Raw genomic sequence first — 6,421 nt, 5'->3', positions numbered from 1 at the left:
GAAGGCGCAGCTGTTCTGAAGCGTAACGGCAAGATCTTCATGAGCTTCTCGGCCAGTGCGACCGACTATAATTACTGCATGGGACTGCTCACCGCCGATGAGAACAGCGATCTGCTGGATGCCGCCTCCTGGACCAAACATCCTGAGCCGGTCTTCAAGACGAGTGAGGAGAACGGGCAATATGGCCCGGGGCACAACAGCTTCACGGTCGATGAGAACGGTGAGGATGTGTTAATCTACCATGCCCGCAACTATAAGGAGATTACCGGAGATCCGCTCTACGATCCGAACCGCCATACCCGGGCCCAGCGCCTGCATTGGAATGAAGACGGTACGCCGGAAGGATGTGTTAATCTACCATGCCCGCAACTATAAGGAGATTACCGGAGATCCGCTCTACGATCCGAACCGCCATACCCGGGCCCAGCGCCTGCATTGGAATGAAGACGGTACGCCGGATTTCGGTATCCCGGTGAAGGACGGCGGGAAATAAAGAGCGGGTTCTTATAAACTCGCTGCCGTAATGGCAAAGGAATGGCCTGCTAATCTGCTAATATGCAAAGAGTCCCGCAACCCTTATAGGGGAGCGGGACTCTTTGTGCTGTGCAGGAAATCTCAATGAAACCGGCTGTTGATCTCACTCATAGAACAGCAGGCGCTTCGCGTAGGCGTTGCGGAAATAGGTAGAACTCAGCGAAGTAATGCGGCTCGTCGAAGTCGCCGATGATGCTGTCCTTAGTTTCCAGTCGGCAGGTAGGGGCGGCCTGATAATTGCAGAATCTGGATCCGGGTCTCGGAGCTGAGCGCCTTGAAAATATTAATCCCGCTCATCAGATCTTTAATGTAAATCCTATTTAGGATACATTCTTCCAGTTAGGTCGTTTGAAAAAAACTATTTTATAAAATTATAAACCTTTTGAGTTAAAAAGGAAAGATTTCTTCCTTTATTTGTAGTTTATATTTAAAATTAAGCTAAATATGAATTAAAATATCTTTTTGATTTATATTTTATTGAATGAACAAAGCCGATTTATTCCATAAAAAGCATCTGAATTTCAGAAAACACGCCATTTATTGATTTTAGTTTGAATATGTATGAATAGTTTTATATTTTATATTTACAGAGGTCTTTACATATGTTATTTTATACCTGTAAGCGAATACATTCAAATGTTTTCTAATTATTTCACAATTATATGAAACGGTTGGTGATGATATGACTTCTGGGGCATTAAAGGCAACGCTGATTGTAGATAAATCCTTTGTAATCGCTGAAGTGGATAAGCGGATCTACGGCTCATTCATAGAACATCTGGGGCGGGCGGTCTATGGCGGAATATACGAGCCCGGACATCCCACTTCAGGCGCATCTGGCTTCAGAGACGATGTGAAATCACTGGTGAAGGAGCTGGATGTGCCAATTATCCGATATCCCGGAGGGAATTTTGTATCCGGTTACAATTGGGAGGATGGTGTAGGCCCGGTTGAACAGCGTCCCAGACGTCTTGAACTGGCCTGGAGGACGGTCGAGCCTAATGAGGTAGGTACCAATGAATTCATGAACTGGGCCAGAGAAGCGGGTTCAGAGGTCATGATGGCAGTTAATCTCGGAACACGCGGAGTAGATGCAGCGCGTAACCTGCTGGAATATTGCAATCATCCCGGAGGAACGTACTGGAGTGACCTGCGGAGAAGCCACGGGGCACTGCAGGCTCATAAGATCAAGACCTGGTGTCTGGGCAATGAAATGGATGGACCCTGGCAGATCGGCCAGAAGACAGCTGTGGAATATGGACGGCTGGCTTATGAGACAGGTAAGGCAATGCGCCTGGTAGATCCGGACATTGAGCTTGTATCCTGCGGAAGCTCCAGCTCAGCGATGCCGACTTTCCCTGAATGGGAAGCGGTTACTCTGGATCATACCTACGATGTAGCCGATTATGTGTCATTGCATCAATATTACGGCAACCGTGATAACGATTCGGCTAACTTCCTGGCACGCAGCATGGACCTGGAGCATTTCATCAAGACGGTCACAGCCACCTGTGACTATATCAAGGCCAAGAAACGCAGCAAGAAGACAATGTATCTCAGCTTCGACGAATGGAATGTCTGGTATCACTCGAACGAATCGGATACGAAGATTGATCCATGGACCATCGGTCCGCCGCAGCTTGAGGATCATTACAACTTCGAGGATGCCCTGCTGGTCGGCAGCATGCTGATTACGTTCCTGAGACATGCAGACCGGGTGAAGATGGCTTGTCTTGCTCAGCTTGTCAATGTAATTGCACCAATAATGACGGAAGCAGGCGGTGCTGCCTGGAAGCAGACCATCTTCTATCCTTATCTGCATGCTTCCAAATATGGACGCGGTGTTTCGCTTCAGCCGATTGTGAATTCACCGAAATACGATGCACAGGATTACACTGATGTTCCTTACCTGGACAGCGCGATTGTACATAATGAGGAGCAGGGGGAGCTGACTATTTTTGCGGTGAACCGTCATTTGGAGGAAGGCCTGCACCTGAAGGCCGATATCCGGGGCTTCGAGGGGTATACCCTGCTTGAGCATATCGTTCTGAAGCATGATGACCTGAAAGCTGTGAATACGCCCGCAGAACAGAAGGTACAGCCGGTGCAGGCTGCCGGTACCGTATGCAAGGATGGATACGTAGACACGCTTCTCTCCAAAGCTTCGTGGAACGTTATCCGGCTGAAGAAAAGCGCAAGCTTGTGAGCCGGACTGTAAAAGCAGTTCTTATATAATTGATATTTTCTACACAAATAAGGGAGGTTTAAGGATGAAGAAGAAGGGGTTTCTCGCATTAATGGTAGTGGCTATGGTAGTATTCCTGGCGGGCTGTGGAGGATCATCGAAGGAAGAGGGCGGTGAAAGTTCGGTACTTAATGCCGGTGCCGGCGAGAGTGCGACTGAGCTCTCCTACTGGACATTCGTTGAATTACACGGCCAGCATTTTGAGAAAATGCTAGAGAAATGGAATGCGGCCAATCCTGATCGTCAGATCAAGCTGAATGTTACAGTTATGCCTTATGACGATATGCACAACAAGTTATCGATTGCCGTGCAGACGGGCGTAGGCGCACCGGATATTGCCGATATTGAATTGGGTAAATTTCCTGACTTCCTCGCCGGAACACCACAGCTGGAACCGCTTAATGATGTAGCTGAGCCTTTCAAGGGTACTGTTGTGCAATCCCAGCTGGATTTGTACAGCAAAGAAGGTAATATCTACGGCCTGTCTACTCACGTAGGGGCAACCGTTGCCTTTTATAACACGGAAATTCTCGAACAGGCAGGAGTCGACTATAAGACGATCGTAACCTGGGACGACTTCAAGAAAGCCGGCATGCAAGTGTACGAAAAAACCGGCAAATACATGGGCACCGCTGACACAAGCGCTATCTGGCAAGAATCGCTCCTTCTGGCACAGCAAGGCTCTGACCTCACCGATGAAGCCGGCAATCCAAAGGTGAATTCACCGGAGCTGGTGAAAGCCCTTACCATGCTCAAGGATCTGCAGGAGAACAATGTAATCTCCACCATCGCCGGAGGACAGCCGGATACAGAAGAAGCTTATGGTGAATTCAACTCCGGTAACTATGCAACTGCCTTCATGCCGCTATGGCAAATGTCGAGATACACCAACTACATGGCTGACTTGCAGGGCAAGATTGCCATTGCTCCGCTTCCGGTGTTTGAGAAAGGGATGCCAAGATCGTATGGCGGCGGCGGAACCGGTACTGTAGTTACCAAAACAGCCAAAGATGTACAGCTGGCTAAAGACTTCATTGCTTATGCGAAGCTTTCCCTGGATGCCAATATCGAAATCTGGAACACTCTCGGCTTTGACCCGATCAATATGAGCGTATGGGATATGAAAGACGTGACTCATAATCCTGAGAATCAGTTTGTGAAGTATTTTGTCAACAACCCGTTCGATGTATTAAATGAAATTAAAGACGAAATCCAGCTGATCAAATCCACATCTGCTTCACCGACAATCAATAATGTTCTTTGCACAGTTACCCTAAATGAAATCTTCGAGGACGGCAAGGATGTACAGAAGGCGCTCGATGACGCACAGGCTCAAATTGAACAAGAGTTGAAATAACCGGATAGTTAAACTGGGAGAGCTACTCTGCGGGCAGAGTAGCTCTATTTAAAAATATAAGAATTTATATGTTTCACACCTTAATTTATCCTTCTATTTCTCGCTGAAACGATACCGTCCTTATGAGGACAGCAAAGCCGTTTCCACTTGAACTAAAGCACTATCCAAGTTCCACCATGAAAGGAGTAGAGCAATGTTTAAAAACTTTCTGTACTCGCAAAAGGTCGCTCCTTACGTGTTCGTGCTGCCCTTTGTGCTGGTGTTCCTCATCTTTTGGGTATATCCCCTGCTTAGCTCGTTCGGTATGAGTTTTCAAAAGGTAACACTCGGCCAGGAGGCACAGTGGGTAGGAATTGACAACTACACTAAGCTGATGAGTGACACGATCTTCTTCAAAGCCGTCCGCAACAGCGGCGTATATATGATCCTGACACTGCTTATTCTCATTCCTTTTCCAATGCTGTTCGCGGTCCTGATCAACAATAAATTTATGTGGGGACGGGAATTCTTCAAATCCTCCTTCTTCTTTCCGGCACTCACTTCCGTGGTTGTAGCCGGTACGATCTTCAGATTAATGTTCGGTGAAATGGAGGGCTCGCTGATCAACAGCCTTCTGGGCGTATTCGGTGTAGAGCCGGTTAAATTTCTGAAGGGGCAGGTCACGGGATTTATCGCCCTGGTCGCCTTGGCCAGCTGGAGATGGATGGGGGTCAATATGCTGTATTTTCTGTCCGGCCTGAAGAATATTCCGGATGATTATTATGAAGCGGCATCGATTGACGGAGCGTCAGCTTTTCAGAAATTCACAAGAATCACTATGCCTTTATTGAAGCCTACAACCATATATGTACTGACAATCAGTATTTACGCCGGTCTGGCCATGTTCATTGAGAGCATGATGTTATGGAACGGCAATAATTCCCCGAAGAATATAGGCCTTACCATTGTCGGGTATCTGTACCGCCAGGGAATTGAAAAGAACAATCTTGGATATGCGGCTGCGGTGGGTATTGTGCTGCTCTTGATTACTATGGTGATCAACCTGACACAACTGGCCTTTAGCGGCATGTTTAAGAAGGAGGATTAAGATGAAAAAAGAAACTGCAATCAAAATCGTCCTCTTTGCCTTCTTTACGGTGGTATGCATCCTGATCCTGATACCGTTCTATGCAGTAACGATTGCCTCCTTCAAACCTGGTGAAGATTTGATCCGATATGGGCTGAATCTGAAGTTCGACCTTTCGGTAATGAATTTCGATAACTTTGTGTACCTGTTTACAGGCGATCATGCCTACTTTACATGGTTCTTTAATTCGGTGCTGCTTACGCTGGTGCAGGTAACGTTAACCTTGCTGGTAAGTGCCACAGTGGCTTATGGTTTCTCGGCATATGAATTCAGAGGGAAGAACTTCCTTTTTATATGTGTGCTTCTTATTATGATGGTTCCATTTGAGATTCTGCTGCTGCCTCTGTATACCTTGACCAATAATATGGGGCTGATGAACAGCTACTCTGCAATTATTCTGCCCGGGGTAGCCGGTGCAGCGACGATCTTCTTCTTCAGACAATATTTAAGCGGAATTCCGAAGGAAATTATTGCTGCCGGCAGAGTGGACGGGGCCAGTGAATACGGGATTTATCTGCGCCTGATTCTGCCTATCATGAAGCCTTCATTCGCCGCGATGGCGATTCTGAACGGTATGAACAGCTGGAACAACTTCCTCTGGCCGTTCATGGTGCTTAGCAGCGAGCACAAATATACCCTGCCTATCGGACTCAAGACACTCCTGACTCCATATGGCAACAATTATGATTTACTTATTGTCGGCTCTTTTTTCTCCATTCTTCCCATTCTGGCCTTATTCCTGGCCTTCCAAAAGTATTTCATCGACGGGATGACCGCAGGAGCAGTAAAAGGGTAAAGCTTGCCTGTAATATTCTTAGATGAATTCTTAGATAAAAAGATCAGATTAAAGGAGAAACCATGATGAGCATAAATAGAGAGTACAGTAATCCGCTTGTAGAGCAGAGGGCGGACCCTTGGGTGTACAAACATACAGACGGCTATTACTATTTCACGGCTTCTGTACCGGAATATGACCGGATTGAAGTACGCAGAGCTGCAACAATTGAAGGGCTGAGAGAAGCAATACCAGTCGTAGCCTGGCGCAAATATGAGAGTGGCCCGCTCAGTGCCAATATCTGGGCTCCCGAAATCCATTATATCGATGGCAAATGGTATATTTATTTCGCTGCCGCCCGGACCACCGAAACGAAGGAAGGGC

At 47.1% G+C, this 6,421-nt stretch carries 7 protein-coding genes; all 7 read left to right on the top strand.

What is annotated here, in order from left to right:
- On the top strand, positions 1-375 hold a 375-nt coding region (locus QW71_RS35490), incomplete at its 5' end, for a family 43 glycosylhydrolase (RefSeq protein WP_039310535.1).
- A complete protein-coding gene (locus tag QW71_RS40290; protein WP_235441643.1) occupies positions 347-493 on the top strand; it encodes a hypothetical protein in 147 nt (48 codons plus the stop codon). The genes QW71_RS35490 and QW71_RS40290, both read left to right, overlap by 29 nt.
- Before the next feature lie 723 nt (positions 494-1,216).
- The gene (locus tag QW71_RS35485) at positions 1,217-2,740 is read left to right on the top strand and encodes an alpha-N-arabinofuranosidase (RefSeq protein ID WP_039310532.1); all 1,524 of its coding nucleotides are present in this window, start codon (positions 1,217-1,219) and stop codon (positions 2,738-2,740) included.
- A gap of 64 nt (positions 2,741-2,804) precedes the next feature.
- Positions 2,805-4,136, top strand: coding sequence for an ABC transporter substrate-binding protein (locus tag QW71_RS35480; protein ID WP_039310524.1), 1,332 nt, complete (start codon positions 2,805-2,807; stop codon positions 4,134-4,136).
- 193 nt (positions 4,137-4,329) lie between these two features.
- Positions 4,330-5,223, top strand: a complete 894-nt coding sequence (locus QW71_RS35475) for a carbohydrate ABC transporter permease (RefSeq protein ID WP_039310521.1) — start codon at positions 4,330-4,332, stop codon at positions 5,221-5,223.
- A gap of 1 nt (position 5,224) precedes the next feature.
- On the top strand, positions 5,225-6,058 hold the full coding sequence (locus tag QW71_RS35470; protein ID WP_039310519.1) for a carbohydrate ABC transporter permease: 834 nt from the start codon (positions 5,225-5,227) through the stop codon (positions 6,056-6,058).
- A 65-nt stretch (positions 6,059-6,123) separates the two neighbouring features.
- A partial coding sequence (locus tag QW71_RS35465; protein WP_039310517.1) for a family 43 glycosylhydrolase occupies positions 6,124-6,421 on the top strand: 298 nt, incomplete at its 3' end.

It is taken from the genome of Paenibacillus sp. IHB B 3415 (assembly GCF_000802655.2).
GTDB classification, from domain to species: Bacteria; Bacillota; Bacilli; order Paenibacillales; family Paenibacillaceae; genus Paenibacillus_AQ; species Paenibacillus_AQ phytohabitans.
Note: the sequence above shows the minus strand (reverse complement) of the source record. Positions and strands in the feature narration are given on the sequence as shown.